This window comes from Kitasatospora sp. NEAU-CNBT7 (assembly GCF_057220535.1).
On record NZ_JBXQQB010000015.1, the window covers coordinates 134,103 to 159,036 of the forward strand.

The 24,934-nt window shown below is 74.1% G+C and carries 19 protein-coding genes and 1 other RNA gene; 3 read left to right on the forward strand and 17 right to left on the reverse strand.

Annotated elements, in window-relative coordinates; genetic code table 11:
• Positions 1 to 67 precede the first annotated feature (67 nt).
• Positions 68 to 346: a DUF3039 domain-containing protein gene (locus AC2TEW_RS20865; protein WP_033823860.1), complete on the reverse strand. Its 279-nt coding sequence runs from the start codon at positions 344 to 346 to the stop codon at positions 68 to 70.
• A 75-nt stretch (positions 347 to 421) separates the two neighbouring features.
• On the reverse strand, positions 422 to 1,000 hold the full coding sequence (locus tag AC2TEW_RS20870; protein WP_484624832.1) for a YqgE/AlgH family protein: 579 nt from the start codon (positions 998 to 1,000) through the stop codon (positions 422 to 424).
• Positions 1,001 to 1,259: 259 nt separating this feature from the next.
• Here AC2TEW_RS20870 and murA point away from each other — a divergent pair, with 259 nt between their 5' ends.
• Complete coding sequence (murA, locus tag AC2TEW_RS20875; RefSeq protein ID WP_484624833.1) at positions 1,260 to 2,603, forward strand: UDP-N-acetylglucosamine 1-carboxyvinyltransferase; 1,344 nt, start codon at positions 1,260 to 1,262, stop codon at positions 2,601 to 2,603.
• Between the two features lie 83 nt (positions 2,604 to 2,686).
• Here murA and AC2TEW_RS20880 read toward each other — a convergent pair whose 3' ends face one another.
• The 10 genes from AC2TEW_RS20880 to ftsE form a co-directional block, all read right to left on the reverse strand.
• Complete coding sequence (locus AC2TEW_RS20880) at positions 2,687 to 2,968, reverse strand: HU family DNA-binding protein (RefSeq protein ID WP_033823863.1); 282 nt, start codon at positions 2,966 to 2,968, stop codon at positions 2,687 to 2,689.
• A 478-nt stretch (positions 2,969 to 3,446) separates the two neighbouring features.
• Entirely contained in the window at positions 3,447 to 4,922 is a 1,476-nt protein-coding gene (locus tag AC2TEW_RS20885; protein WP_484624834.1) for an NAD-dependent malic enzyme, read from the reverse strand.
• A 380-nt stretch (positions 4,923 to 5,302) separates the two neighbouring features.
• Positions 5,303 to 7,618 carry a HelD family protein gene (locus tag AC2TEW_RS20890; protein WP_484624835.1) on the reverse strand — a complete coding sequence of 772 codons (2,316 nt, stop codon included), beginning with the start codon at positions 7,616 to 7,618 and terminating at the stop codon, positions 5,303 to 5,305.
• Positions 7,619 to 7,999: 381 nt separating this feature from the next.
• Positions 8,000 to 9,166: a uroporphyrinogen-III synthase gene (locus tag AC2TEW_RS20895; protein WP_484624836.1), complete on the reverse strand. Its 1,167-nt coding sequence runs from the start codon at positions 9,164 to 9,166 to the stop codon at positions 8,000 to 8,002.
• A gap of 155 nt (positions 9,167 to 9,321) precedes the next feature.
• Positions 9,322 to 10,695 (reverse strand): nitrate/nitrite transporter, encoded by a 1,374-nt coding sequence (locus AC2TEW_RS20900; RefSeq protein ID WP_484624837.1) that lies wholly within the window; start codon positions 10,693 to 10,695, stop codon positions 9,322 to 9,324.
• Positions 10,696 to 10,910: 215 nt separating this feature from the next.
• Positions 10,911 to 11,289, reverse strand: a transfer-messenger RNA (tmRNA) gene (ssrA, locus tag AC2TEW_RS20905).
• 89 nt (positions 11,290 to 11,378) lie between these two features.
• The gene (gene smpB, locus AC2TEW_RS20910; RefSeq protein WP_033823868.1) at positions 11,379 to 11,855 is read right to left on the reverse strand and encodes an SsrA-binding protein SmpB; all 477 of its coding nucleotides are present in this window, start codon (positions 11,853 to 11,855) and stop codon (positions 11,379 to 11,381) included.
• Positions 11,856 to 11,900: 45 nt separating this feature from the next.
• Positions 11,901 to 13,007 (reverse strand): S41 family peptidase, encoded by a 1,107-nt coding sequence (locus AC2TEW_RS20915; RefSeq protein WP_484624838.1) that lies wholly within the window; start codon positions 13,005 to 13,007, stop codon positions 11,901 to 11,903.
• Between the two features lie 119 nt (positions 13,008 to 13,126).
• On the reverse strand, positions 13,127 to 14,035 hold the full coding sequence (gene ftsX, locus AC2TEW_RS20920) for a permease-like cell division protein FtsX (RefSeq protein WP_033823872.1): 909 nt from the start codon (positions 14,033 to 14,035) through the stop codon (positions 13,127 to 13,129).
• Between the two features lie 58 nt (positions 14,036 to 14,093).
• Positions 14,094 to 14,783, reverse strand: coding sequence for a cell division ATP-binding protein FtsE (ftsE, locus tag AC2TEW_RS20925; protein WP_033823873.1), 690 nt, complete (start codon positions 14,781 to 14,783; stop codon positions 14,094 to 14,096).
• Positions 14,784 to 15,168: 385 nt separating this feature from the next.
• Here ftsE and AC2TEW_RS20930 point away from each other — a divergent pair, with 385 nt between their 5' ends.
• Positions 15,169 to 15,363 carry a hypothetical protein gene (locus AC2TEW_RS20930; protein ID WP_033823874.1) on the forward strand — a complete coding sequence of 65 codons (195 nt, stop codon included), beginning with the start codon at positions 15,169 to 15,171 and terminating at the stop codon, positions 15,361 to 15,363.
• Between the two features lie 209 nt (positions 15,364 to 15,572).
• Here AC2TEW_RS20930 and prfB read toward each other — a convergent pair whose 3' ends face one another.
• The 3 genes from prfB to AC2TEW_RS20945 all read right to left on the reverse strand — a co-directional run bounded on the left by prfB (position 15,573) and on the right by AC2TEW_RS20945 (position 20,024).
• Entirely contained in the window at positions 15,573 to 16,685 is a 1,113-nt protein-coding gene (gene prfB / locus AC2TEW_RS20935; RefSeq protein ID WP_484624839.1) for a peptide chain release factor 2, read from the reverse strand.
• 35 nt (positions 16,686 to 16,720) lie between these two features.
• Positions 16,721 to 18,031: a serine/threonine-protein kinase gene (locus AC2TEW_RS20940; RefSeq protein ID WP_484624840.1), complete on the reverse strand. Its 1,311-nt coding sequence runs from the start codon at positions 18,029 to 18,031 to the stop codon at positions 16,721 to 16,723.
• A 160-nt stretch (positions 18,032 to 18,191) separates the two neighbouring features.
• Complete coding sequence (locus AC2TEW_RS20945; RefSeq protein WP_484624841.1) at positions 18,192 to 20,024, reverse strand: serine/threonine-protein kinase; 1,833 nt, start codon at positions 20,022 to 20,024, stop codon at positions 18,192 to 18,194.
• Positions 20,025 to 20,375: 351 nt separating this feature from the next.
• On the opposite strand from AC2TEW_RS20945, the gene AC2TEW_RS20950 reads away from it, so the two are divergent.
• The gene (locus tag AC2TEW_RS20950) at positions 20,376 to 23,150 is read left to right on the forward strand and encodes an FtsK/SpoIIIE domain-containing protein (protein WP_484624842.1); all 2,775 of its coding nucleotides are present in this window, start codon (positions 20,376 to 20,378) and stop codon (positions 23,148 to 23,150) included.
• A gap of 132 nt (positions 23,151 to 23,282) precedes the next feature.
• On the opposite strand, the gene AC2TEW_RS20955 is transcribed toward AC2TEW_RS20950, so the two are convergent.
• Complete coding sequence (locus tag AC2TEW_RS20955; RefSeq protein WP_484624843.1) at positions 23,283 to 24,248, reverse strand: CU044_5270 family protein; 966 nt, start codon at positions 24,246 to 24,248, stop codon at positions 23,283 to 23,285.
• On the reverse strand, positions 24,245 to 24,874 hold the full coding sequence (locus AC2TEW_RS20960) for an RNA polymerase sigma factor (protein ID WP_484624844.1): 630 nt from the start codon (positions 24,872 to 24,874) through the stop codon (positions 24,245 to 24,247). The genes AC2TEW_RS20955 and AC2TEW_RS20960 overlap by 4 nt, the downstream gene beginning before the upstream one ends.
• Positions 24,875 to 24,934 lie beyond the last annotated feature (60 nt).

Genomic DNA, 24,934 nt, shown 5'->3' on the forward strand with positions numbered 1-24,934 from the left:
CCGCCACCACCCGAGTGGCATAGACCAATGCCCGGGCCGGTCGACCCGGCCCGGCGGCCGGCCGGGCTCAGCCCTGGTTGTCGTCGCCGCCCTTGGGGGTGCCGAGCCCCTCGAAGATCTCCTTGCACATCGGGCAGACCGGGTACTTCTTCGGGTCGCGGCCCGGGACCCAGACCTTGCCGCAGAGCGCCACCACGGGGCTGCCGGAGAGCGCGCTCTCCATGATCTTGTCCTTCTGGACGTAGTGCGCGAAGCGCTCGTGGTCGCCGTCGCCGTGCGACACCTGGGGGACGGGCTCGACCAGGGTGCCGGTGCCGAGGCCGCGCTCGGGCTCAAGAGTGCTCATGGGTGCCAATTCTATGGCGGCCGCCGGGAACCGGGCCAGTACCGCCCCGGCGGGCCCGCGGGAGCGGCGCGCGGCCTAGTTCAGCGTCGGGTTGTCCGGGTACGTGGCGAGCATCGCCAGCGGGCCGCGCTGGCGGCGCAGCACCGAGCGCCAGAGCCGGTCCGGGTCGGGGCAGGAGACGTCGCCGGGCTCGCAGTCGGCGAGGTACCAGGCGCCGTCGGCGATCTCCGCCTCCAGCTGGCCGGGCGACCAGCCCGCGTAGCCGGCGAACACCCGCAGTGCCCCGAGTTCGCCCGCCAGCACCTCCGGCGGGGCCTCCAGGTCGACCAGCCCGATGGCGCCGTGCACCCGGCGCCAGCCGAGCGGTTCGGCGTGACCCTCCTCACCCGGGACGACCGCGATGGCGAGTGCCGAGTCGAGCGCGACCGGCCCGCCCTGGAAGATCACCGACGGCTGTCCGGTCAGCTCCGCCCAGGCGTCCAGGACCGCGGCGACCTCCACCGGGGTCGGCCGGTTCAGCACCACGCCGAGCGCGCCCTGCGGGTCGTGGTCGAGGAGAAGCACCACGGTACGGGCGAAGTTGGGGTCGGTGAGGACCGGGGTCGCGACGAGCAGTCGGCCGGTGTGCGAGGGGGCCGGTGTCATGCCAGACATGATCCCGCAGCCGGGCCGGGGAAGGGCGTCCAACACGGAACCTCCGCGAACCGCTTCCCCACCCGTTCGGCTCAGTCGGCAGCCCGCCGGAGGCCGCCCGGGAGCATGATCACCAAAGGGACACACGGGAACCAATCGCCCGCCTACTACCATCTACGTTTGGTGGTGCGCATTTCGCGGGTGGAACCCGTCCCACAGCGGTCCCAGAAGCCCGCCGCCTCCGCCCTGTCCTCCCCCCGGCACCCGGATTGCGAGAACGATGATCGACGACGTCCTGCTGGTCCACGGCGGTAATCCGCTCGAAGGCGAGATCCAGATCCGTGGTGCGAAGAACCTGGTCCCCAAGGCCATGGTCGCCGCGCTGCTCGGCCAGGGCCCCAGCAGGCTGCGCAACGTCCCCGACATCCGTGATGTCAAGGTGGTGCGCGGCCTGCTCCAGCTGCACGGGGTGACCGTGCGCACCGGCGACGAGGACGGCGAGCTGATCCTCGACCCCTCGCACGTGGAGAGCGCCAACGTCGCCGACATCGACGCGCACGCCGGTTCCTCGCGCATCCCGATCCTGTTCTGCGGCCCGCTGCTGCACCGCCTCGGCCACGCCTTCATCCCGGGCCTGGGCGGCTGCGACATCGGCGGCCGGCCGGTCGACTTCCACTTCGAGGTGCTGCGCCAGTTCGGCGCCTCGATCGAGAAGCACCCGCAGGGCACCTACCTGGTCGCCCCGCAGCGGCTGCGCGGCACCAAGATCGAGCTGCCGTTCCCCTCGGTCGGCGCGACCGAGCAGGTGCTGCTCACCGCCGTCCTCGCCGAGGGCGTCACCGAGCTGCGCAACGCGGCCATCGAGCCGGAGATCGTCGACCTGATCTGCGTGCTGCAGAAGATGGGCGCGATCATCTCGATGGGCACCGACCGCACCATCCTGATCACCGGTGTGGACGAGCTCGGCGGCTACAACCACCGCGCCCTGCCGGACCGCCTGGAGGCGGCCTCCTGGGCCTGCGCGGCGCTGGCCACCAAGGGCGACATCTACGTCCGCGGCGCCCGCCAGCTGGAGATGATGACCTTCCTGAACACCTTCCGGAAGGTCGGCGGCGCCTTCGAGGTGGACGACGAGGGCATCCGGTTCTGGCACCCGGGCGGCGAGCTCAAGGCGATCGCCCTGGAGACCGACGTGCACCCCGGCTTCCAGACCGACTGGCAGCAGCCGCTGGTGGTCGCGCTCACCCAGGCCAACGGCCTGTCCATCGTGCACGAGACGGTGTACGAGTCGCGGCTCGGCTTCACCGGCGCGCTGAACCAGATGGGCGCCCACATCCAGCTGTACCGCGAGTGCCTGGGCGGTACGCCGTGCCGCTTCGGCGCCCGCAACTTCAAGCACTCGGCGGTCGTCTCCGGCCCGTCCAAGCTGCTCGGCGGCGAGCTGGTCATCCCGGACCTGCGCGGCGGCTTCTCGTACCTGATCGCGGCGCTGGCGGCCGAGGGCACCTCGACCGTGCACGGCATCGACCTGATCAACCGCGGCTACGAGAACTTCATGTCCAAGCTGCGTGACCTCGGGGCGCACATCGAGCTCCCCAGCGAGGAACTGGTCGCGACCGCCTGACGGCCGCACCACGCACTGTGGCCGGGTCCCCCGCGGGGGACCCGGCCACAGTGCGTTCGGCGTGGGCTCCGAGGAGCCCCGCGTCACTTGCCCTTGGCGGCTTCCTTGAGCTTCGAGCCGGCGCTGACCTTGACGCTGTAACCGGCCGGGATCTGGATCGGGTCGCCGGTCTGCGGGTTGCGGGCGGTGCGGGCGGCGCGGAGGGTGCGCTCGAAGGTCAGGAAACCGGGGATGGTGACCTTCTCGTCGCCCTTGGCGACGACCTCGCCGGTGATCTCGGCGAAGGCGGCCAGCACGGCGTCGGCGTCCTTGCGGGTCACCTCGGCGCGCTCGGCCAGCGCGGCCACCAGCTCACTGCGGTTCATGTGTACTCCTGTGGTCTGTTGCTCTGCTGCGGGCAAGGGCCCGCCGATGCCCGCCAGGGGCACCCGGGGGGCCGTCGCTCCGCACACTGTGCTCATTCAGGCGATAGGTGGTCAGGGGCCGGGCTCGCACCCCAAAGCGCCGCAAACTGCCCGCCTGGGAACGAATCCTGCCCCGACCGGCACTGAGAAAGCCAATCGGGCATTGGCGGGGTTGACCCGAACAGCGCCCGCCCCACGGAGTTGTGACGCTCCGTCGGCTCCGGGTGACCCGGTGCGGGCGGCGGTCGGGACGACTCGCCGAGATGCCTGAGGGGACGTTCCGTACTTGTCGGACACGCCGCCCCATGCAGGGCTACCGTACGCCCTGGCACCGACAAGCCCAAACACGCCCCTGCCCTTGTGTCGCAAGGGCTCGGGGCGTGCGGGGACGGTCAGGTGCGCCAATCGGACATTTGACCGATCGCCGGCGGCCTCCCGGTCAGAGCCGGACCGCCGGGAAGGCGGCCGTGTCGAGGGTGCCCACGATGCCGGCGGTGGGCCTCGACGGGGCCGGCTCCTCGCCGCCCCGGGCGGCCAGCGCGGCGTCCCGGACGGCCGCCGCGACGGTCTTGGCGACGTCGGGGTGGAAGACGCTCGGGATGATGTAGTTCGGGTTCAGCTGGTCGTCCGCGACGGTGGTGGCCAGCGCCCGGGCGGCGGCCAGCATCATCTCGGTGTTCACGGTGTGGCTCTGGGCGTCCAGCAGGCCGCGGAAGACGCCGGGGAAGACCAGCACGTTGTTGATCTGGTTCGGGAAGTCGCTGCGGCCGGTGGCGACCACCGCGGCGCTCTGCCGGGCGACGGCCGGGTCGACCTCGGGGTCCGGGTTGGCGAGCGCGAAGACGATCGCGTTCTCGGCCATGGTGGCCAGGTCGTCGCCGTCCAGCACGTTCGGGGCCGAGACGCCGATGAAGACGTCGGCGCCCGCCACGGCCTCCTTGAGGCTGCCGGTGCGCCCCGAGCGGTTGGTGTGCTCGGCGATCCACCGCAGGCTGTCGTTGAGGTCGTCACGGCCCTGGTGGACCACGCCGCGCACGTCCGCCACGGTGGCGTGCTCCACGCCCGCGGCCAGCAGCAGCTTGAGGATCGCGGTGCCGGCCGCGCCGGCGCCCGACATCACCACCCGGATGTCGGAGATCTCCTTGCCGACCACCTTGAGCGCGTTGGTGAGCGCCGCCAGCACCACGATCGCGGTGCCGTGCTGGTCGTCGTGGAAGACCGGGATGTCCAGCGCCTCGCGCAGCCGGGCCTCGATCTCGAAGCAGCGCGGCGCCGAGATGTCCTCCAGGTTGATGCCGGCGAAGCCCGGGGCGATGGCCTTGACGATCGCCACGATCTCGTCGGCGTCCTGGGTGTCCAGGCAGATCGGCCAGGCGTCGATCCCGGCGAACCGCTTGAACAGCGCCGCCTTGCCCTCCATCACCGGCAGCGCGGCCTTCGGGCCGATGTTGCCCAGGCCCAGCACGGCGGAGCCGTCGGTGACCACGGCGACGCTGTTGCGCTTGATGGTCAGGCGGCGGGCGTCCTCGGGGTTCTCCGCGATGGCCATGCAGACCCGCGCCACGCCCGGGGTGTAGATCATGCTCAGGTCGTCACGGTTGCGGATCGGCAGCTTCGAGGACATCTCGATCTTGCCGCCGAGGTGCATCAGGAAGGTCCGGTCGGAGACCTTGCCGATGGTCACGCCGTCGATCGCGCGCAGCTTCTCGACGATCTCCTCACCGTGCGCCACCGAGAAGGCGGCCACCGTCACGTCGATCCGCAGCGCCTCCAGCCCGGAGGCCGTGACGTCGAGACCGGTGACCGAGCCGCCGGAGGACTCGACGGCGGTGGTGATCGAGCTCACCGCGTTGCCCGTGGCCGGAACCTCCAGCCGCACCGTGATCGAGTTCGAGACACTGGGCACCGTCGCCATCGACGTCCTTCTTCCGTCCGTGATCGGGGCTCTGGGGCTGCGACTTCAACATAATGTTGAATGGCGCGCCCTGCGCATGCTAGACCTCGATCGTCGCACCTACCAGTGGGTACCCAGAAATAAGGTTCCGCCACTGTGCACAGTCCACAAACGGGCCCCGGCCGTCCTGGGCACCCGTCCGAAAAACTGCCGCGGCCACCTTGGATCCCCGGGGCGATGCGTTACATTGGACGGGACACCGGCTCGATCCAAGCCCCCGGGCCCAACCTTCGTCGCTACGAGCGACCACTTGCCGCGAGGCGAGCATGGCGGGTCGGTGTCATTACTCGTGGCGAAGGCCCCCACCGGCAGGTGGGGGCCTTCGCCGTGTCCGGGACCGCTCAGCCGTGCAGCAGGGCGGGCACCCCGGCCGCGTCCGGCAGGTCGTCCGGGCCGGAGAGCACCGTCAGCCGCTGGGTGGCCCGGGTCAGCGCCACGTACAGCACCCGCAGGCCCGCCTCCGACTCGCCCGCGATACCGGTCGGGTCGGCGACCACCGTCGCGTCGTACTCCAGGCCCTTGGCCTCCAGGCTGCCCAGCGCCACCACCCGGCCGCCCAGGCCCTCGGCCCAGCCCGCCGCCTCGGCCCGGCGGTCCATCGGGACCACCACCGCCACCGTGCCGTCCACCTCGTCCAGCAGCCGCACCAGCTCGGCCCGCGCCGCGGCCGCGAAGGCCTCCGGCGCCGGGTCGGTGACGGCCGCGAACCGCGGCTCGACCCCGGTCGAGCGGACCGCGCTCGGCGACGGCGTGCCGGGCGCCGCCAGCGCCAGCACCTTGGCCGCCACCTCGGCGATCTCCGCCGGGTTGCGGTAGTTCACCGTCAGGGTGTGCCGGCGCCGCGGCTTGCCCGCCAGGATCTCGTCGAGCGCGGCCTGCGCCTCCTGCGGGTGCGGCCAGGAGCTCTGCGCCGGATCGCCCACGATGGTCCAGGTGGCCATCCGGGCCCGGCGGCCGATCATCCGCCACTGCATCGGGGTGAGGTCCTGGGCCTCGTCCACGATGATGTGCGCGTACTCGCGGCGCTCCACCGGGACCGCGGCGCGCTGCCGGGACATCCGGTCGGCGTAGGTGGTGACCTCGTCCAGACCGCTCAGCAGGTCCACCGCGTCCACCTCCCGGACCTTCGGCCGGGCCGGCTCGCCGAGCAGCAGCTGCAGCTCGTCCACCAGCGCCACGTCGTGCGCCGACAGCGGGCCGCGGCCCTGGTCGTCCAGGTGCCGCCAGGAGCCCGCCAGCAGCCGCGCCTCCTCCGGGGTGACCGCCCGGCGGGCGATCCGGTTCAGGTGCCGGGACTGCCGCATGGTGGCCAGCACCTGGCGCGGGGTGACCGCCGGCCACCAGGCGTCCAGGAACGCCAGGAACGGCGCCTCGTCCGACACGTACTCGTCGAAGGACTCCCGCTCCTCCTGCCGCTGCTCCCGCTCGGCGTGGCTGACCGGCTTCGGCAGGTGCCGGACTGCGACCGACCAGAGCGCGTCCAGCAGCAGCCGGCGGGCGCGCGGACGCAGCAGGTTCAGCGGCGTGCCGCCGCTGCCCAGCACGTTGCCGCGGACCGCCCGCAGTCGCCCGGCGTCCAGCCGCAGCGCCTGGCCGCGGGCGAACACCCGCAGCTCGGCCGGCTCGTTCAGCTCCAGCGCCGCCCGGGCCGCCCGGCGCAGCAGCTGCACCATCCGCGACGACCCCTTGACCCGGGCCGCCTCCGGCGTGTCGTACCGCTCGGCCTCGATCCCGTCGACCAGGCTGCCGACCGCCCGGATCGCGACCTGGCCCTCCTCGCCGAGCGAGGGCAGCACGCCCTCGGTGTACGAGACCAGCAGCGCGGTCGGGCTGACCACCAGGATGCCCCCGGCGTACCGGCGGCGGTCCTGGTAGAGCAGGAACGCGGCCCGGTGCAGCGCGACGGCCGTCTTCCCGGTGCCCGGACCGCCGGTGACCAGCGTGGCACCGGCCGCGGCGGCCCGGATGACCTCGTCCTGCTCCTTCTGGATCGAGGAGACGATGTCGCGCATCGAGTGGCTGCGGGCCCGGCCCAGCGACGCCATCAGCGCGCCGTCGCCGACCACCGCCAGCTCGCGGCCGTCCAGGGTGGGGGTCAGGTCGGGGCGCAGCAGGTCGTCCTCGACGCCGATCACCTTGCGGCCCTTGGAGCGGATCACCCGGCGGCGGACCACCCGGCCCGGCTCCAGCGGGGTGGCCCGGTAGAACGGCGCCGCGGCCGGCGCCCGCCAGTCGATGACCAGCGGGCCGAACTCGGCGTCGAGCACGCCGAGCCGCCCGATGTGCAGGGTCTCCGCGACGGCCGGGTCGGCCGGGTCCATCGGGGTCTGCGACGGGATCCCGTGCTCCTCCGGGGCGTCCGCCTGCTGCAGGTCGATCCGGCCGAACAGGAAGTCCTCGAACTCGCTGTTCAGCCGGTGCAGGTGCGCGCCGGCCCGGTAGACCTGGGCGTCCCGCTCCGCGAGCGCGCCGGGGGTGCCGACCTGTACGCGCTTGGCGGCGTCCTCGAGGATGTACTCGGCCTCGGCGAGCTTCTCCTCCAGGCGGTGGTAGACGGTGTCGAGGTGCTGCTGCTCCTCCGCGATCTCACGGTCGCGGACCGTGTCTTGCTGGGTGGTGGTACTGCTGTGGTGCTGGGCTGAGCCGTGCGCGCCCAAGGAGCCCCCTGAGGTACGTCCTGCGGGTGGTGAGGGAGACCGCCTCCACGAGAAAGGCGGACGGATGATCCTACGCCCTCCCCCACCCCTGCCCCCAGCCCACACCCCTGACCACCCCCAGGGGCACCACCCGCTGGGGCGCGGGGCACCTCCCCCAGTGGCACCTCCAGGGGCGCGGGGAACTGCGCGGGATCGGAAGGCACCTGCCCGCAGCCTCCCGGCTTCGCGCAGTTCCCCGCGCCCCTGGGGGCCTGGCGGCCCGCCCCGGGGGGTAGCACGCGGAATCGGCGAGTACCGGCCCACGGCCTCCCGGCTTCGCGCAGTTCCCCGCGCCCCTGGAAGCGTGGCCGCCTGCGCCCCTGGGGGTACCGCCCGCAGGCGTCAGGTGGTGCCGTACTTCTCCCCCGGGTCGGTGACCGGGTCCAGGGCGAGGCGGTAGCCGCGCTTGACGACGGTGGTGATCAGGCCGGGCGTGCCGAGGGCGGTCCGCAGCCGGGCCATCGCGCTCTCCACCGCGTGCTCGTCCTCCCCGCTGCCCGGCAGGGCCCGGAGCAGGTCGGCCCGCGACACCACCCAGCCCGGCCGCTGCGCCAGCACCCGCAGCAGCGCCATCCCCGCGGGCGGCACCGGCCGCAGCTCCCCGTCGACCAGCGCCGCCTGCCCCCGCAGCTCCAGCCGGCGCCCGGCCACCGCCAGGCCGCGGGAGCGCCGGGGCAGCTCGGCGGTGAGGACCTGCACCATCGCCCCGAGCCGCATCCGCTCGGGCCAGATCGCCGGTACGTCGGCCTCGTCCAGCGGGGCCGCGGTGACCGGCCCCACGCAGACCGGCAGCACCTCGCGCCGCAGGGCGTGCAGCAGTTCGCCGGTCCGGCCGCGTTCGGCGGCGCGCTCCAGCAGGCTCAGCACGGCCGGGGCGCTGGTGAAGGTGACGGCGTCCAGGGCGCCGCCGCAGCAGGCGTCCAGGAGCCGGTCGAGCGGCGCCGGGTCGACCGGCGGCAGCCAGCGGTAGACCGGGACCTCCACCACGTCCGCGCCGGCCGCGGTGAGCGAGTCGACGAAGCCGCGCAGCGGTGCGCCGTGCAGCTGGACGGCGATCCGGCGCCCGTCGACGCCCTGGTCCAGCAGGTGGGTGAGGACCTCGGCGGAGGACTCGGACTCCGGTGACCACTGCTCGCGCAGTCCGGCGGCCCGGATCGCGCCCTTGGCCTTGGGGCCGCGGGCGAGCACCTCGGCCTTGCCGAGGCGGGCGGTCAGCTCGTCGCCGAGCCCCCAGCCCTCCGCGGCCTCGATCCAGCCGCGGAAGCCGATGCCGGTGGTGGCGACGGCGATGTCGGGCGGGTCGGCAACCAGGGTGCGGGTGGCGGCGAGCAGTTCGGTGTCGTCGGAGAGCGGGACGATCCGCAGGGCGGGCCCGCGCAGGACGGCGGCGCCGCGGCGCTGGAGCAGCGCGGCGAGTTCGTCGGCGCGGCGGGCCGCGGTGATCCCGACGGTGAAGCCGGCCAGTGGCGGCACCGGGTCGGCGGGCTGACGGTCGGTCTGGTCGGCCATGGCGTGCGGTCCTTCGGTGGTGCGCCCCGCGGCCGTCGCGGGCCGCGGGGTGGGGTGGGTGGACGGCCATCGTCGCGGGCGGGCGTCACCGTCCCGGGTCGTCCCGGTGTCGGTGGTGTTTCACGATCGCGCCCGGCCCGGGTGCGGCCGGGTGGTCAGACCCCGGCCAGGGCGGGGGCGCCGGCGGCGGCCGTGGCGCCGCGGGGGCGGCGCAGGTAGACCGTCCGGGTGAGGGCGGCACAGACCGCGTACGCGGCCAGGAAGGACAGGAAGGCCGGGGTGCCGGTGCCCACGGTCAGGAAGGACTGCCGGAAGGCGAGGTTGATCAGCAGGCCGCCGAGCGCCCCGACCGCACCGATCACGCCGATCGCCGCGCCGGACATCCGCCGCGAACGGGCGGCGGCGAGCTCGGGGTCGGCGCCGGCGGCGATCCGGTTCCGGGCCTCGGCCTCGAAGATGCCCGGGATCATCTTGTAGGTGGAGCCGTTGCCGATCCCGGCGAAGACGAACAGCCCGATGAACCCGGTCAGGAAGACCGGCAGCGAGCGTTCGGCGGAGGCGTAGCCGACCAGGGCGGTGGCGGCGGCCATCGCGGCGAAGTTCCAGAACGTGATCCGGGCGCCGCCCCAGCGGTCGGCCAGCCGGCCGCCGAGCGGGCGGATCAGCGAGCCGAGCAGCGGGCCGATGAAGGTGAGCTGGGCGGCCTGCAGCGGGGTACGGCCGAACTGGTTCTGCAGGACCAGCCCGAAGGCGAAGGAGAAGCCGATGAACGAGCCGAAGGTGCCGATGTACAGCACCGACATCAGCCAGGTGTGCTTCTCCCGGACGACCTCCGCCAGTGCCCCGCGGTCGCCGCGCATCGGGGCCAGGTTGTCCATGCCCAGCGCCGCGCAGGTGGCCGCGACGACGATCAGCGGCAGGTAGATGCCCAGGACCAGCCGGGGGTGCCCGGCTCCGGCCCAGGTGATGACGGCGAGCGCGACCAGCTGGATCACCGGGACGCCGATGTTCCCGCCGCCGGCGTTGAGTCCGAGCGCCCAGCCCTTGCGGCGCTGCGGGAAGAACGCGTTGATGTTGGTCATGGAGGAGGCGAAGTTGCCGCCGCCGAGTCCGGTGAGGGCGGCCACCAGCAGGAAGGTGGTGTAGGTGGTCCCCGGGTGCATCACGTAGGCGGCGGCCAGCGTCGGCAGGAGCAGGAGCAGGGCGGAGACCACCGTCCAGTTCCGGCCGCCGAAACGCCCGACGGCGACGGTGTAGGGGATCCGGACGAATGCGCCGACCAGGGTCGGCATCGCGACCAGGAAGAACTTCCCGGCCGGGTCGATGTGGTAGCCCTTGCCCATGAAGAGCACCATCACCGACCACAGGCTCCAGATCGAGAAGCCGATGTGCTCGGAGAGGATGGAGAGGATCAGGTTGCGGTTGGCGATCCGCCTGCCGGATTTCTCCCAGAATTCCGTGGACTCCGGTTCCCACCGCTGGATCCAGCGGCCGCCGGTTCTGTCCTGCCGTGCCGTGTCCGCACTCATCGGGTGGCTCCTCCGCCTGCCGGGTGGCTCTGTGGTCCCGACGGTAGGAGTCCGGGGTTTCGGCGGGGTTGTGCGCTGTGAAGCCGGCGGAACGGTCCACTCACCGGGGCGGCCCGGCCGGTGTGAGGACGGCCCGGGCGCGCGGCCGGCGGTGCCGGGCCCGGAACGCACGAAGGCCGCCCTCCGGGTGGAAGGCGGCCTGCATGCACATGGGGCGGTGGAGATGCCGGGAATCGAACCCGGGTCCAGTGCAGCGGATTCAGGACTTCTCCGAGCGCAGTCCGCTGTGATTTTCTCGGCCCTGGCAGTCACGCGGACAAGCCGCCAACAGGCCCAGCTGCTGTTTGATTTCCCATCCGCCCTCGCAGCCCGGGCGGACGGTTGAGTTCCCTAGATTATGCCAGGATCCGGGTCGGGAACTTCCCGGGCTGACACCCATTCACTCTGGCAGACTAGGCTGCGAGAGCGAACTGCTGGGAATCGCGCTTAGAGTTGGCGATTATTTTTTTGCGACAGATGGTTAACGAGATCATTGCCGCGTTCCTCGGCTCGCTTCTCCTGTTTCGACCAACACTGTCGAAACCGATCATCCCCATGTTGATTTGAAAAACAGCTCCGGCGGGCAGGCCCTCCGGTGATGCTCGGCCCATAGTACGCGCTGTGACCGACGAGGGTCCAGCAGATTAACGCTGGCGACGGCGCGCGGCGGCCACCGCGCGGTCGGACTCGCGCCGGTCCTGCTGCTCACGCAGGGTCTGGCGCTTGTCGTACAGCTTCTTGCCGACCGCCAGGGCGATCTCCAGCTTCGCCCGGCCGTCCTTGAAGTACAGCGAGAGCGGTACCAGGGTGTGACCGGTCTCCCGCACCTTGGACTCGATCTTGCGGATCTCCAGCTTGTGCAGCAGCAGCTTGCGCTTGCGCCGCGCCGAGTGGTTGGTCCAGGTCCCCTGGGTGTACTCGGGGATGAAGAGGTTGTCGACCCACGCCTCCCCGCCCTGGATGTACGCGTACCCGTCGACCAGGTTGGCCCGCCCCTCGCGGAGCGACTTCACCTCGGTACCGGTCAGCACCATGCCGCACTCGTAGGTGTCGAGGATGGTGTACTCATGCCGCGCCTTCTTGTTCTGCGCGACCAGCTTGTGTCCCTTTTCCTTTGCCATAGCGCCGATCATTCTCGCATCCCGGCGCCACCGTCGGCAGCCCCTTTAGCCGGGGGCGCCCTGCCGTGTCCCCAGACCGGCCAGCACCCGCAGGGCCAGCGCCGCCGGATCGTCGGCCGGCTGGGCGGGGACGTCGGGCACCACGCCGGTGCCGTCCGGCGAGCGCCCCGAGGGCGTGGCGTAGCGGCCGACGGTCAGTTCCAGCACCGAGCCGTCGGCGAGCCGGCTGGGCTGCTGCACGGTGCCCTTGCCGAACGTCCGGCTGCCCACCAGGACGGCCCGGCAGCGGTCCTGGAGGGCGCCCGCCAGCAGCTCGGCGGCGCTCATGGTGCCGCCGTCGACCAGCACCACCAGCGGGGTCGCGGTGTCACCGCCGGGGGCGGCGGTCAGCTCGCGGTCCTCGCCGCGCGCCTGGTAGGACGCCACCGGCCCGCCGTCCAGGAACAGCGAGGCGGTGGCCACCGCCTCCTCCACCAGGCCGCCGGAGTTGCCGCGCAGGTCCAGCACCACCGCGTGGGCGCCGCGGACGGCCTCCCGCACCTGGCCGGACACCCCGCTGGTGAAGGCCCGGACGGCGACCTCGGTCACTCCGGGCGCCGGGTGCCGTACGGCCACCTCGCGGGTCGCCAGCTCGGCGCGGGTCAGCACCAGGTCGCGACCGGGCCCGCCGGCCCGCTGGACGGCGACCGCCACGGTGGACCCGGCCTGCCGGCCGCGCAGCCGGGCCACCACGTCCGTGACGGGCAGCTGGTCGGCCGCCGCGCCGTCGACCCGCAGCAGCCGGTCGCCGACCGCGATCCCGGCCTCGGCCGCCGGACTGCCGGGCAGCACGTCCGAGACGGCCGTGGAGCCGTCCGCGGCCCGGCCCACCGACAGGCCGACCCCGGGGTAGCGCCCGCCGGTGAAGTCCGCGTACTCCTCGGGGCTCAGGTGGGCCGCCCAGCGGTCGCCGCTGGCGCCGACCAGCTGTTCGGCCTGCAGCGGGGTGAGGTCGGCGCCCGCGGGGTCGCCGAGGCCGGTCCCGATCCCGGCCGGGCGCGGTGCAGGCGCCGGCGGCTCGCCCCAGGCCCCGGAGGCGGCGCCGGCCAGCAGCACCACGCCGAAGACCACGCTGAGCGTGGCCCCCTGTCGCACCCGCCGCGCTGTCACCATGCACCGGAGTCTAGGGCGCGCCCGGGGCCGTGGGCGCCGAATGCGGTCCGCGACGACGCACGGCGGCCCCGGACGGCGCAGGGCCGACCGGGGCCGCCAGGGCCGGAACTGACCGGCGGTCAGACCTTGAGGTACTTGCGCAGGGTGAAGAAGGCCGCGATGCCGGCCATCGCCATACCGACCACCACCAGCAGCGGGATCACCGTCAACACCGAGGACAGGCCGATGAAGTGGATGAACAGCACGCGCTGCGCCAGCCAGTGCTGGACGAAGAAGTGCCCGGCCAGCAGCAGCCCGGAGGCCATCGTCGCGCCGAGCAGCGCGGCGAACGCGGCCTCCGCGATGAACGGCATCTGGACGTAGAAGTTGGAGGCGCCCACCAGGCGCATGATGCCGGTCTCGCGCCGCCTGCTGAACGCCGACACCCGGACGGTGTTGACGATCAGCAGCAGGGCGACGAAGAGCATCAGCACCATGATCACGAAGGCGGCGGTCTGCAGACCGTTCAGCAGACCGAACAGGTTCTCCAGGATCTTCCGCTGGTCCTCGACCGACTTCACGCCCGGCTTGCCGGCGAAGGCGCTCTGGATCACGTCGTACTTGGTCGGGTCGACCAGCTTGATCCGCCAGGACTGCGGCATCGCCTCCGCGCCCACGGCGGCGAGCAGCGGGTTGTCCGGGTTGGTCTCCTTCCACCGCTTGTAGGCCTCGATCGAGCTCTCGAACGACGAGTTCTGCACCAGCGGCATCTTGTCGAGGCTGGCCTTCACCTCGTCGATCTGCTCCTGGGTCGCGGCACCGGCCTTGCACTGGACCGAGGTCGCGGCGTCCGACTTCGTGCAGAAGTAGACGCTCACCTCGACCTTGTCGTACCAGTACCCCTTCATGGAGTTGACCTGGTCGCGGACCAGGAGCGAGGCACCGGCGAGGGCCAGCGAGAGCGCGACGCTGACGACGACGGCGATGGTCATCGTCAGGTTGCGGCGTAGACCGACACCGATCTCCGACAGGACGAACTGGGCGCGCATGCTTCTCTCAATCCAGGGTCAATGCAGGCAGGGCGGATCAGGCAGGGCGGTCGGCCGGCTAGCTCTGGTAGCCGTAGACGCCACGGGCCTGGTCGCGGACCAGCAGCCCCTTGTCGAGCTCGATCACTCGCTTCCGCATCTGGTCGACGATGGCCTGGTCGTGGGTGGCCATCAGTACGGTGGTGCCGGTGCGGTTGATCCGGTCGAGCAGCTTCATGATGCCGACGGAGTTCTGCGGGTCGAGGTTTCCGGTCGGCTCGTCCGCGATCAGCAGCATCGGGCGGTTCACGAAGGCCCGGGCGATGGCCACGCGCTGCTGCTCACCACCGGAGAGCTCGCCGGGCATCCGGTCCTCCTTGCCGCCGAGGCCGACCAGGTCGAGCACCTCGGGCACCACCTTGGCGATGGCGGACTTCGGCTTGCCGATCACCTCGAGGGCGAACGCCACGTTCTGCGCCACCGTCTTGTTGGGGAGCAGGCGGAAGTCCTGGAAGACGGTGCCCAGCTGGCGGCGCATGTGCGGCACCTTCCAGTTGGACAGCTTGCCCAGGTCCTTGCCGAGCACGTGCACCGCGCCGGTGCTCGGCCGCTCCTCGCGCAGGCACAGCCGCAGGAAGGTGGACTTGCCCGAGCCGGAGGAGCCGACCAGGAAGACGAACTCGCCCTTCTCGATCTCCAGCGAGACGTTGTCCAGGGCCGGACGGTTCTGCTTGGGATAGGTCTTGGAGACGTTGTCGAATCTGATCACGGCTGCATCACGGTGGCCATCCTAGGTGGAAGGGCGACCGCCCCGGCCAGGGCCCCCGTGACCCGATCGTTACGTCGAGGCCCGAAGGCTCGACCCGCAGCGCCGTTCCTCGGTCAGTACTGGGTTGGGACCATACGCGACGGGGATGACCATTCGCAGGCCCCGGCGGCGGATCGGGCAAGGGATTGCCCGGCTCTGATCCGGTTTGCCCCGAAAACTGCGAGGCATCTCACAGCCCCCCGGACCCCGGACAGCACGGGCCGTACGCGGTGGAACCTGGCACAGTGGAGAGGAGCGGTCGCGACCGGCCGCCCCCTTGCACAGGGCAGCAGAGGAACCAGAACCCCGTCCGGTGCGTTGGCAGTAGCAGCAAGGAGGAGATCGCATGACGTGCGACCATCTGGTGTGCGCCAACTGCAACGGCCGCGTGAGCGACGGCCGCTGCCCGGTGTGCCGCGCCAACCGCGCCCGGCTGCAGGAGCAGCAGGGCCCGTTCGCCGCGCTGTCCCCCGCCGCGCTGCTCGCGCTGCTGGTGGCCCTGCTGGCGGTGGCCTTCATCGCCCGCCAGGCGCTGGCCTGACACCCACGACGACGCCGAAGGGCCCGGGAGCGGCTGCTCCCGGGCCCTTCGGCGTCGTTCAGGTGTCCCGCGGGACTACTCCGCGCCTGTTCCGCGGAGGTCTCCGGCCGGGCCCCTCCCCTTAGTCGTTGGAGGTCTCGCGCTGCTTGCGCCGGCGGATCCCGGCCTCGATGCTGTGCTCGATCGTCATCTCGGCCGGGCCCCTCCCCTTAGTCGTTGGAGGTCTCGCGCTGCTTGCGCCAGCGGATCCCGGCCTCGATGAAGCCGTCGATGTCCCCGTCCAGCACCGCCTGCGGGTTGCCGACCTCGAACTCCGTCCGCAGGTCCTTGACCATCTGGTACGGGTGCAGGACGTACGAGCGCATCTGGTTGCCCCAGGAGCTGCCCTCGCCCTTGAGCGAGTCCATCAGCGCCTTCTCCTCCTGGCGGCGGCGCTCCAGCAGCTTGGCCTGGAGGACGTTCATCGCGGAGGCGCGGTTCTGGATCTGGGAGCGCTCGTTCTGGCAGGAGACCACGATGCCGGTGGGCAGGTGGGTGATCCGGACCGCCGAGTCGGTGGTGTTGACGCCCTGGCCGCCGGGGCCGGAGGCGCGGTACACGTCGACCCGCAGCTCGCCCTCGTCGATGTCGACGTGGTCGCTCTGCTCCACGACCGGGAGCACCTCGACGCCCGCGAACGAGGTCTGCCGGCGGCCCTGGTTGTCGAACGGGGAGATCCGGACCAGCCGGTGGGTGCCCTGCTCGACCGAGAGGGTGCCGTAGGCGTACGGCGACTTCACGGTGAAGGTGGCGGACTTGATGCCGGCCTCCTCCGCGTACGAGGTGTCGTAGACCTCGGTCGGGTAGCCGTGCCGCTCGGCCCAGCGCAGGTACATCCGCATCAGCTGCTCGGCGAAGTCCGCGGCGTCGATGCCGCCGGCCTCGGCCCGGATGTTGACCAGGGCCTCACGGGCGTCGTACTCGCCGGAGAGCAGGGTGCGGACCTCGAGCTCCTCGACGGCCTTCTGGACCGAGGTGAGCTCGGTGAGGGCCTCGGACAGGGTGTCCGCGTCGTCCTCGTCGGCGGCCAGCTCGAACAGGACGGCGAGGTCGTCGACCCGGCCGCGCAGGTGCTGGACCTTGCGCAGTTCGCCCTGCAGGAAGGAGAGCCGGCTGGTCACCTTCTGGGCGTTCGCCAGGTCGTCCCACAGGTTCGGGGCCGCTGCCTCCTCCTCCAGGGTCGCGATGTCGGCCCGGATCTTGTCCAGGTCGAGGACGGCCTCGATCGACCCCATGGTCGACTCGAGGTTCTTGAGCTCTTCGGAAGGATCGACGGCTGCCACGCCCTCAAGCGTAATGGTTGGCGAGGGCCGCTCAACTACACCGGGGGGTGCGAAGTCCCGACGGCCGCCGCGGGGGCCTGCTGCGAGCCCTGCCCGGCGGCGTGCCCGGGGGCGTGCGCGGGCGGGCGGGACGGACCGTGCGCGGGTTCGGCGGCGAAGGCCGTGAACGCGGCCGCGGCGCCCGCCAGCAGCAGGACCACGGCCACCACCACGGCCAGCATCCGGCGGCGCCGGATCAGCGCCTGGCGGCCCTTGCGGTGCCCGGCCGCCGGGGCGGCGCGCTGGGCCCGGGACTCGGCGGCGTACGCGGCCAGCTCCTGGGGGCTGGGGCGGCGCAGGCTGGTGTGGGTGTCGCGGGTGGAGTCCGGGGAGGGCGCGGGCACCAGCGGGACGGCCGGTCCGCGCCGGCGGCGGTGGGTGCCGCCACCGCCGGTGTCGCTCTCCGCGTAGACCGCCTCGGCCGGGGTGGGCAGCTCCTCGGCGGGCGGGCGGCCCTGGGCCGGGACGGCCAGCGGCGGCACCCCGGTCAGCGCGGGCAGCTGCTCGCGCAGCCGGGCGGCCAGCTCCGCGGCGCGCAGCCGGGAGGCCGGGGCCTTGGCCAGGCACTCGGAGATGATCCGCCACAGGCCGTCCGGCATCCCGGGGACCGGCGGGACGTTCTCGGTGACGTGGCGGCGCAGCACGGCGCCGGTGTGCCCGCCGCCGAAGGGCGTGGTGCCGGCCAGCAGCTCGTAGAAGACGGTGGCCAGGGCGTAGATGTCGACCGCGGCGCGCGGCTCCAGGCCCTCGATGATCTCGGGGGCGAGGTAGTCGGGGGTGCCGATGATCCGGGTGGCCCTGGTCCGGCGCGGGGCGTCCACCAGGCGGGCGATGCCGAAGTCGGTGAGCTTGGCCCGGGGGGCACCGGCCGGGCCGGGCGGCGCGGCGAGGTCGAGCAGCACGTTCTCGGGCTTGACGTCGCGGTGCACGATGCCCGCCGCGTGTGCGGCGGCCAGGCCGTCGGCGACGTCCGCGATCACCGAGGCGGCGACGGCCGGGGGGAGGACCCCGTCGTGCTCCAGCCGGGTGCGCAGGTCGGTGCCCTGGACCAGTTCCATCACCAGGGCGAGGTCGTCGCCGTCCACCACCATGTCGTGGACGCCGACCACCCGGGGGTGGTCGAGGCCGGTCAGCGCGGACCGCTCCTGGACGAAGCGGCCGACCAGCACCTGGTCGGATGCCAGGTCCTCGCGCAGCAGCTTCACCGCCACCGGTCCGTCCGGGCCTTCGCCGAGCCACACGGTCCCGGCGGAGCCCCGGCCGATCACCTGGTGGACGGTGTACCGGCTGCCGATCTTGCGTGCCAATGCTGCTCCGTGGGCTCGGTAGGTCGGTGCTCAGCGAACAACCTACGCGCCCCGGCGCCCTCCGAGGGCCGTCGAAGGGCTCCTGCCGGGTACTGACGGGCGAGAAATATTGCGAATTGTCGACAAGACGCCAAAACCGCGCCCGGCGGCCGGCGCCCGGCTACTTGCCGAGGCTGTTGAACCAGTCCCGGGCGCTGGCGAACCAGTCCTGGACGTTCTGCCAGTACTCCGGCAGCGGCGTGAAGTTCCACAGCGCGACCGCGGCCAGCGCGAGGATCAGCAGCACCATCAGGCAGCCCTTCAGGCAGCCGAGGCCGGGGATGTACATCTTGTTGCGGCTGCGGCGGCGCGGCTCCCGCTCGCGCGGGGGCTCCGGCTCGCGCTGCGGCGGCCGCTGGGGCTCCTGGCGGCGCGGCGGCTGGGGTTCGCGGTGCTGCGGGGCCGGCGGCTCCGCGCGGCGCTGCGGGGCGGCGGGCGGCGGGTAGGCCTGCTGCGGCCGGCCCTGCTGCCCCTGCTGGCCCTGGTAGGCCTGCTGCTGGTCCTGGTACCCCGGGTGCCCCTGGTAGCCCTGCGGCTGGCGCTGCTGCTGGTTCTGCGGCGGCCGGCCGGCCTGGTAGGGCGGCGGGGCGACCGGCGGCCGCTGGGCGTATCCGGCGGGCGGCTGCTGGTACTGGCCCGGGCGCCGGTCCTGCGGCGGCTGCCCCGGCGGCTGGCCCGGCCGGCCGTACGGGTCGGGCCCGGCCTGGTAGGGGCGCGGGGCGACCTGCGGGCGGGCCAGCTCCTGGGGGTCGAGGTAGCCGACCTCGGTCTGCTGGTTGCGGTCGCGGGCGGCCCGCAGCTGCGTCTGCCACGGGTGCGGCGTCTCCGCCGCCGCGGGCGCGGCCGGGGCTCCGGGGCTCCCCTGCGGGACCGGCGGCATCACCCGGGTGCGGTCCGCCGCGGGGGCCGGCGGCTGGCCCATCACCTGGGTGGCGGCCGCGGGGTCGAAGGCCCGGGCGGGCATCACCTGGGTCAGGTCGGCCGAGCCGAAGGGCGCGGGCGGCTCGGCCGGTACGGGCGGCGCCGCCAGCGCCGCGACCTGCGGGTCGGGCAGCAGCAGCGCGCCGACCGCGAGCGCGGCGTCGACGGCCGCCGGGGAGGCGTGCACCCCGACCCCGGCCGCGACCACCCGCAGGGCGTGCGCGAGCGAGGTGGCGGTCGGCCGCTCGGCCGGGTTCTTGCGCAGGCAGCGCTCGATCACCGTCCACAGCGGCTCGGGCACCGTGCGCGGCCGCTCGGGCTCCTGGGCGAGGTGGGCCTGGAGCACCGCGAGCGGCCCGTCGCCCTGGAACGGCGGCCGACCGGTGACCAGCTCGTACAGCATGATCCCGGCGCCGTAGACGTCCACCGCGGAGGTCTGCGGGCGGCCCTCGGCGGACTCCGGGGCGACGTAGGCCGGGGTGCCCACGAACTCGTGGGTGCGGGTGATGCCCGGGGAGTCGGCGAGCCGGGCGATGCCGAAGTCGGTGAGCATCGGGTGCATCTGCTCGACGCCGTCGAGGGTCGCGGTGGCGAGCAGCACGTTGGCGGGCTTGAGGTCGCGGTGCACGATGCCGTCGGCGTGGCTGGCGGCCAGCGCGTCGGCGACCTGGGCCATCAGCAGGGAGCCCGCGATCGGGCTGAGCGGGCCGTTGCCGCGCAGGTAGTGGAACAGGTCGGGGCCGTCGACCAGGTCCATCACCAGCGCCAGCAGCTCGCCCTCGACCACCAGGTCGCGGACCTGGACGATGTTGGGGTGGCTGAGCCGCAGCAGGGCGGAGCGCTCGCGCAGGAAGCGCATCACGATGTCCGGGTCGGCGGCCAGTTCCTCGCGGAGCACCTTGACCGCGACCGCCTGGCCGGGCAGCAGGCCCGGTACGGCGACATCGTCGCGGACCCGTCCGCGCCACACGGTGCCGGTAGCCCCGCGCCCGAGGCTGTCCTCAAGCAGATACTTGCTGCCGACTGGCCGCACCTGTGCTCCCGTTGTCGTAGCTCGCCCCCGGCTCGCGACGGGTTGGCGGACCCTGATTTCGGCAACTCTAACGGTGTCCGTGCGGGTTTCCGAGTGGGTGGCGGGTGTCCGTCGGCCAGTCGCCGTACGGCCAGGTGGGACGGGGTTTGACCTGACGTGCCGTCCGCCCCACCATGGCGATCATCGCAAGATCGTCAAATCCGGTACCGTGCGCGGGCTGTCGGTCCCGGGTGGCAGGATGACAGCACCACACTTGTGGCCCAACGCCCAAGCCCGCCGCGTCGACCATGCCACTCCCGGGCGGCGCGCCCACGCACCGCGTCAGCACGAGCAGAAGGGACCACGGGCGAGATGCAGATCCGGCTGACCGTCCTACGACCGCGCAGCGGCCCGGCAGGCGCCGGAGCTGCCACCGATGTGCTCGTCACGGCCCCGGCCGGGACCACGCTGGGGGCCCTGGCCGGCGCCCTGGCGGGCGCCGTGGGGGTCAGAGGACCGCGCTCCGCGACCCATGTGCACCTCTACTCCGGCGCGCGCCGGGTGGAGGACCAGGCCCCGCTCGGCCACCCGCCGCTGGTCGACGGCGCCGTGCTCTCGCTCGGCGAGCCCGACCCGGACGCCGAGGACGACGCGTCGCCCGCCACCGCGGAGCTGCGCGTGGTCGGCGGACCGGACGCGGGCGGGGTGCACCGGCTGCACGGCGAGGAGATCCGGATCGGCCGCTCCAGCGAGGCGGACGTGCCGCTGGACGACCCGGACGTCTCCCGCCTCCACCTGACCCTGCACCTCGCCGCCGACGGCCGGGCCACCGTCCGCGACCTCGGCTCCACCAACGGCACCCGGCTGGACAGCCGCTTCCTGCGCGGCGAGAGCGCCGAGCTCGCCGACGGCGCCCTGGTGCGGCTCGGCGAGTCCACCGTCCAGCTGGCCCGGTCCGGGCCGCCCGCCCCGCCCCGGGAGCTGGTGCCGGACGGCGAGGGCCACCTCGGCCTGGCCGGCCGCACCGCCACCCGCACCGGTTCCGCGCCCGCGCTCGTCCCCGTCGCCACCGAACCGCCGAGCGCCGGCGGCCGCGCCCGCGCGCTGCTCTCCCGCCGCCGGGCCCGCGCCGCCGCCGAACCCGAGCGGGCCGACACCGACCTGTTCGCCGCCGCCCGGATCCGGCAGGCCACCGCCCTGCGCGAGCGCTGGCCCGACCCGGCCGCCCTGCTGCTGACCGCGCTCGGCACCGGCCCCCGGCTCTGGGAGCGCGCCCCCGGCCACCCCGACGCGCTCACCGTCCGGCTCGGCACCGCCGACCTCGCACAGCCGGCCACCGGCGGCGAGCCCGGCACCGTCCTGCCCGCCGTCCCGGTCACCGTCGCGCTGCGGACCGCCGGCAGCCTCGGCCTGGCCGGCCCCCGGGCCCGGGTGGCCGGGCTGGCCCGCGCGCTGGTCGCCCAGCTCGCCACCCTGCACCCGCCGACCGGGCTGAACCTCGTGCTGGCCGCCGCCGACGAGGAGACCGCCGCCGAGTGGACCTGGGCCCAGTGGCTGCCGCATCTGCGCCCGGCCCACGGACAGGCCTGCCGGCTGCTGGTCGGGGTCGGCCCCGAGCAGACCGCGGCCCGGCTGGCCGAGCTGGCCGCCGTCGGCTCCGGTCCGCCCGCCACCGTCGTACTGGTCGACGGCGACCCGGGCACCCCGGCCGGCCGCGAGGCACTGGCGCAGCTGCTGCACCGGGGCCCGGCCGACGGCGTCTTCACCGTCCTCCTGTCCGAGAGCGCCGAGCAGCTGCCGGCCGGCCTCGGCGCGCGGGCCCTGGTCACCGGCGAGGTCGGCACCCTGCTCACGGTCGAGCGGCCGGCCGGCGGGGAGCCCGACGCCCGCGGGACGGCGGCCCGCGAGGTGGTGGAGGAGGTCGCCCTCGACGCCGTCCCGCCCGCCTGGGCGGAGCGGCTGGCCCGGGTGCTCGCCCCGCTGCGGGAGGCCGCACCGGTCGCCCGCGGACCCCTGCCCGCCTCGCTGCGCCTGCTCGACCTGCTGGGCCTGGACAGCGTCACCCCCGCCAAGGTGTCCGCCCGCTGGTCCGAGCTGCCGCTGTCGGCCGGCGCGGCCGGGGCGCTGCTCGGCACCGCGCGCGGCGGCGAGCCCTGCACCGTCGACCTGGCCGACCCCGAGCTGGCCTCCGTCCAGCAGGGCGGGCCGCACCTGCTGATCGGCGGCGGCGCGGGCGCCGGCAAGACCGAGCTGCTGCGCACGCTGATCGCCTCGCTGGCGGTCGCCGAGCGGCCGGAGCGGCTGCGGCTGACGGTCATCGAGGGCCGGGCGCCGTCCGGTACGGACGAGGCCGGCGGCCTCGCCGGCTGTACCGACCTCCCGCACGTGACCGGCCACCTCAACGCGGCCGCCGACCCGCGGCAGGCCCTGCTGACGGCCGAATCGCTGCTGGACGAGCTGACCTCCCGCACCGAACTGCTCGGGGAGCTCGGCTTCACCGCCTGGCACGCCGCCCGGCGGTTCGCCCGGACCCCGGCGCTGGTCGCCAGCGGCGGCACGCCCGCGGGCGGCCGCTCCGGTGACGGCCCGCGGGTCATCGAGCCGCGGCGGGCCCCCGGCGGCCCGGCCGCGGACGGGCCGCCCCCGAGCCGGCTGATAGTCGTGGTCGACGACTACGACGCGCTGCTGGCACCGACGTCCGCCGCCGGACGGCCGCTGGCCCGGGCCCTGGCGGAGGTGGCCCGCCGCGGCGGACGGCTCGGCGTCCACCTGGTGGCGGCCACCGGGGCGCCGGAGCTGACGGCCGGCTCCGAGGTGGACGAGGCCGCTCTGCTGCGGATCGCGCTGCGCACCGACCAGCCGTCCGAGTCCGACCTGCTGATCGATCTGCCGGACGCGGCGGCCGTCCCGGAGGACACCCCCGGCCGCGGCTACCTGCGCCGGCCCGACGGCGGGGTGACGGCCTTCCAGGCCGCCCGGGTGAGCGGCCGGATCCCCCGTACGGCCACCCTGCGGCCGACGGTGGTCGCGATCGACCCGTCCCAGCTGGGTGCTCCGCCGACCCGCCGCCCGGTCCGCGAGCTGGGCAACGGCCCGACCGACCTCGCGCTGCTGGCCAGCGCACTCCAGCGGGCGGCCGCCGGGTAGCGCCGCCGGCGGGCCGGCCCTGGCCGGCCGGGAGCACCGCCCGCCCGGGGATCCGCCGTACCGGCCCCGGGGCGGGCGCGCCGCACCCCCGTGTCGTCGCGCCCGCCCCGGGTCCCGGCCTCCACCGGGGGGTCAGCCCGCCGGCCGGTCGCCGATCCGGTCCACCACCGCCCGGTCCAGCTGGAGGGTGCTGAACACGACCGTGCCCGCCGGCCCCTGCGGCCCGGCGGCGGCGGTCGTCTCCCGCAGTCCGACCAGGCTCTGGTCCGCCTGGTCGAACAGCAGGGACACCCGGACCGGTCCGTCGCCGCCCCGGTCCTCCGACGAGCTGACCGCGAACCGCGGCACACCCCGCGCGTCGGCCACCCCGCTCTCCAGCGTGAGACCGGGGAGCTGTGCCAGCGCCCGCAGCAGCGCGGCCCGTACCGGCGGGGTGAGCAGCTCGTCGGTGAGCAGCCGGCGGATGGTCTGCAGGGCGTTCCGGTCGGGCCCGGCGGCGTTGCCGTCCTCGGCGCGGATCAGCGCCAGCAGCGCCCCGGGGTCGGTCGGCAGGGCGGCCAGGAACGCCCGGTCCGGGTGGGCCAGGCCGGCCGGCTGCTGCTCCGGGTTGGGAACGAGAACGGTCCGCCCCTCGGGGTTGCGCTCCGAACGGAACGCCTCGTCGATGATCAGCCCCTCGGTCCGGCCGTCCAGCGCGGACCACAGCTCGCGCTGTGCGGGCGCCCCGCCGACGCCGGCCGAGACCGACCTGGTGTAGAGGAACTGACCGTCCGCCGCGGGCACCGCCGCGCGCTCCGCGGCCGCCCGGGCGGCGCGCTCCAGCAGGTCGGCGGCGGTCTGCGGCGCCGGGGTGGGCGCCGGGGCGGGCGCCTGCGACCCGGAGGCCGCCGGCCGGGGTCCGGAGTCCTGGTGCCGTCCCGGTCCGGCCAGGGCCAGGGCCACCGACAGCGCGGCGACCAGGGCCGGCCCGGCCACCAGTGCCACCCGCCGGCCGGTGCGCGCGCCGGCCCTCGCCGGCCCGCGGGCGATCTCGGCCAGCAGGTGCTCCCGCAGCAGCCGGTGCCGGTCGGGGGCGAGGAGTTCGTCCGAGTCGTTCATCGCAGGCCCTCCTTGATCGGTCCCGCCGCTGCCCGGCGGCCGTCCGGTGCCTGTCCGGCGTCGGCCGGGCGTTCCCAGCGGACCGTCAGTTCCGCCTCGGTCAGGGCCTTCAGTCGGGTCCGGGCCCGGGAGAGCCGGGAGCGCACCGTGCCGACCGGGACGCCGAGCGCCTGCGCGGCGGCGGTGTAGTCCAGCCCCACCCAGACGCAGAGCCGGAACACCTCCCGGTCCCCGCGCCGCAGACCGGCCAGGGCCCGCTGCACGGCGGCGAGCCGGTTGTCCTGGTCGAGCCGGGTGACGAGTTCCTCGGCGAAGTCCGGCGCGGCGGGGCGGTCGGGGAGCCGGGCCATCGCGGACCGGTGCCGGCGGCCGGCCCGGGCGGTGTTGCGCAGCACGTTGGTGGCGATCCCGTACAGCCAGGGCCGGACCGATTCGCCCTCCTCGTGCAGGGTCGCGCGCAGCCGCCAGGCCTCCAGGAAGGTCAACGAGACCACGTCCTCGGCGGCGGCCCAGTCGCCGAGGGTGCGCAGCGCGTAGGCGTGGACGCCCTGCGCGTGCCGGTCGAAGAGCTCCCCGTACGCGTGTTGGTCGCCGGCGCGCAGCCGGGCTCTGAGTAACGGTTCCACGCCCTTACCTGTCCGCACCGGCCGGGCGGTTCCCTGTGACGGCCGTCACGCGGGAACGCC

Bases quoted from the DNA above. Each gene is read 5' to 3' on its own strand.
- AC2TEW_RS20865 (WP_033823860.1), bottom strand. From the start codon at position 346: ATGAGCACTCTTGAGCCCGAGCGCGGCCTCGGCACCGGCACCCTGGTC.
- murA (WP_484624833.1), top strand. From the start codon at position 1,260: ATGATCGACGACGTCCTGCTGGTCCACGGCGGTAATCCGCTCGAAGGC.
- AC2TEW_RS20930 (WP_033823874.1), top strand. From the start codon at position 15,169: ATGACGTGCGACCATCTGGTGTGCGCCAACTGCAACGGCCGCGTGAGC.
- AC2TEW_RS20880 (WP_033823863.1), bottom strand. From the start codon at position 2,968: ATGAACCGCAGTGAGCTGGTGGCCGCGCTGGCCGAGCGCGCCGAGGTG.
- AC2TEW_RS20885 (WP_484624834.1), bottom strand. From the start codon at position 4,922: ATGGCGACGGTGCCCAGTGTCTCGAACTCGATCACGGTGCGGCTGGAG.
- AC2TEW_RS20870 (WP_484624832.1), bottom strand. From the start codon at position 1,000: ATGTCTGGCATGACACCGGCCCCCTCGCACACCGGCCGACTGCTCGTC.
- smpB (WP_033823868.1), bottom strand. From the start codon at position 11,855: ATGGCAAAGGAAAAGGGACACAAGCTGGTCGCGCAGAACAAGAAGGCG.
- AC2TEW_RS20895 (WP_484624836.1), bottom strand. From the start codon at position 9,166: ATGGCCGACCAGACCGACCGTCAGCCCGCCGACCCGGTGCCGCCACTG.
- AC2TEW_RS20955 (WP_484624843.1), bottom strand. From the start codon at position 24,248: ATGAACGACTCGGACGAACTCCTCGCCCCCGACCGGCACCGGCTGCTG.
- AC2TEW_RS20950 (WP_484624842.1), top strand. From the start codon at position 20,376: ATGCAGATCCGGCTGACCGTCCTACGACCGCGCAGCGGCCCGGCAGGC.
- AC2TEW_RS20900 (WP_484624837.1), bottom strand. From the start codon at position 10,695: ATGAGTGCGGACACGGCACGGCAGGACAGAACCGGCGGCCGCTGGATC.
- AC2TEW_RS20915 (WP_484624838.1), bottom strand. From the start codon at position 13,007: ATGGTGACAGCGCGGCGGGTGCGACAGGGGGCCACGCTCAGCGTGGTC.
- ftsX (WP_033823872.1), bottom strand. From the start codon at position 14,035: ATGCGCGCCCAGTTCGTCCTGTCGGAGATCGGTGTCGGTCTACGCCGC.